A 2,541-nucleotide genomic window follows, 5' to 3' on the forward strand; every position below is an offset into this window, starting at 1 on the left:
GTTGCGGCGCGGCTCGCTGGCCGGATCGGCGCCGGTGTAATGAAAGCCGGCAATGCCGCGCGTCTGATGGCAACCGGTGCAACTCATCTCGTTGAGCCGCAATTTGAAGCCGGCCGCCGACTTGATGGTGGCGAGCGTATTGCCCCTGGCGACGTAGTCCTTCAGCGCCTTGTCGATGTCGGCGTCGTCGACCAGCCCGTAGACGATGTTGTTCTGCGACCGGCTGAGGCCGCCGGGTGCGACGGAGACGGCGCTCCTGGCCAGGAATTTTTCATCGATGACCAGCCGGCCGTGATCCAGATCGTAGACGTTGCGGTCGGTGAGCAGCCATCTGGCAAAGGACGGCTTGTCGGCCAGCACGGTGGCGCGGTCGATCTGGTTTTCCATCTTCGCTTCATAGAAGCTGGACGTCGCCGGATCCCATTTGAAGATCTTCAGGAGGTATTCGGCATGACCGCCGAAATCGCGCCGCGTCGAGGCAGACAGGCGCAGCACCTGCATGTTGAGTTCGAGTCGCATGATCTGCGACGAATTGAGCATGGCGCCCGACAGCGGCCCCTCGTCGGAGCGCAGCCAGGCGGCAAGCTGGTCGGGCGGCAGGTCCTTTTTTCCGGCTGCCAGCCAGCGCTGGGCAATATCGGCGCAGGACACATCGGTGGCGCCTGGCAGGTCCTTGGAGGCGCGCGCTTGTGCCTGCCTGGGTTTGGCGTTGAACACCAGGCTCATGGTCAACGGCAGCCGCGAGGAAATGCGCTGGCCCGCCTTTCCCTTCACCGGCTTTTCAGCGATCGAATAGTGGAAGCGGTAGATCAGCCGGATCTCGCCGCATTCGGTGTGGCCGAGATAGCCGCGGTCCATGCGGTTGACAACGCCGGTGAGGTCCAGCGTCGAGCCGTCGTCGTCGATGTATTTCGGATTGAATTTCTGGCTGGTGTCCTTCGATCTGGCCATGTCGGCGACATAGGGGTCCGGACTGGTCTTCGGCTCGTCGGCGATCTGCTGCTTGACTGTGTCGCGCACCGTCGCCAAAGCCGGTACCGAGAACAGACCGCGATTGTCGACCTCGCGGGTCAGGCCGAGCGCTGGCCCCAGCAGGCGGCTGATCGACAGTCCGCCGCGTTCCAATGCCTGCAAAGTGGCGGGGTCGGTGACGGCAACGCTGGAATCGAGCGTCACCGCGCCGGCTACCGGCGTGCCGAGGCAAAACAACGCCGCAATCAGCGACAGGAACGAACCGATCGTCTTCAAGCCCAATACATCCCCCATCCACGAGCAATGCTACAGGCCTTGCGCACTCTCGGCCAGAGCGGTGAGGCCGTCATGCCAGAACCGCCGCGGTCTGGAAAAATGCTGTGACTTGGAGCAACCATTGAGATAGTTGTTTGTTGGGTTGAGCCCCGCAACAACGGGGAAGTTTGCAGCGCGAGGAGTTGCCATGCTCTGGAGAGGCCGTCGTCAGAGTGACAATATCGAGGACGACCGCAGCGGCGGTGGCGGGCTCGGCGGCGGCGGTGGCCAGTTCCGCATTCCGATCGGCGGCCGCACCGGTGGCGGCGGCAGCATCTTCCTCGTCATCCTGGTGGTGCTGGCCGGATGGTATTTCGGCTTCGATCCGTCGACGATCCTGGGTGGCGGCGGCGGACTGGCGCCGGGCGGCGGCGGCCAGATTACCGAGGACAGCGGCTCTGCTACGCCCGCCAATGATGAGATGAAGCAGTTCGTGGCGACCGTGCTGGCCGAGACCGAGGACACGTGGACCGGGATCTTCAAATCGCAGGGGCTGACATATGAGGACCCGAAGCTGGTGCTGTTCAGCGGCCAAATCCGTTCGGCCTGCGGCTCGGCATCGTCGGCCGCCGGGCCGTTCTATTGTCCGGGCGACCACAAGGTCTATCTCGATACAACCTTCTTCCAGCAACTCGACCAACAGTTCGGCGCCTCTGGCGACTTCGCCCAAGCCTATGTGATCGCGCACGAGGTAGGCCACCACGTGCAGAACTTGACGGGCATTATGTCCAAGTTCAACCAGATGCGGCAAGGCATGGACCAGGCGGAGGCCAACCAGATGTCGGTGCGCATCGAGCTGCAAGCCGACTGCTTCGCCGGCGTGTGGGCGCATTTCACCGGGCAGAAGGGCATCTTGGAGCAGGGCGATTTCGAAGAGGCGCTCAATGCTGCCCAAAAGATCGGCGACGACACGCTGCAGAAGAAGACGCAGGGCTATGTCGTACCGGAAAGCTTCAACCACGGCACCTCGCAGCAGCGGCAGACCTGGCTGGCGCGTGGTTACAAGAGCGGCAAGCTGTCGGATTGCAACACGCTGAGTGGGCCGATCTGACCAGACCGTTTTCAAGCTTCACCTGCCGGCGATGTTGTCGTCAGGGGGTGTCAGGATGACCAGATTCGGCCTGTTCCCGCATTGTTCCTTGCCGCGAGCTCGCCTATAAGCTGCGTCCGCCTGCGCCTGAGGGCGAGCAGAGGAGCTTGACCCAGCATGATCGACCCCAAAACCGCCAGACGGGGCCTTGCGCTCGTCTTCAC

At 63.0% G+C, this 2,541-nt stretch carries 1 protein-coding gene and 1 pseudogene; one reads left to right on the top strand and one right to left on the bottom strand.

Annotation, left to right across the window (positions count from 1 at the left end):
• Positions 1-1,248, bottom strand: a pseudogene (locus EN939_RS29470) (hypothetical protein); the annotation flags it as partial.
• Between the two features lie 187 nt (positions 1,249-1,435).
• Here EN939_RS29470 and ypfJ point away from each other — a divergent pair.
• A complete protein-coding gene (gene ypfJ, locus EN939_RS29475; RefSeq protein ID WP_127271204.1) occupies positions 1,436-2,338 on the top strand; it encodes a KPN_02809 family neutral zinc metallopeptidase in 903 nt (300 codons plus the stop codon).
• Positions 2,339-2,541: the final 203 nt, after the last annotated feature.

The sequence above is a fragment of the Mesorhizobium sp. M7A.F.Ca.CA.002.05.1.1 genome, from assembly GCF_003998335.1.
Classification (GTDB): domain Bacteria; phylum Pseudomonadota; class Alphaproteobacteria; order Rhizobiales; family Rhizobiaceae; genus Mesorhizobium.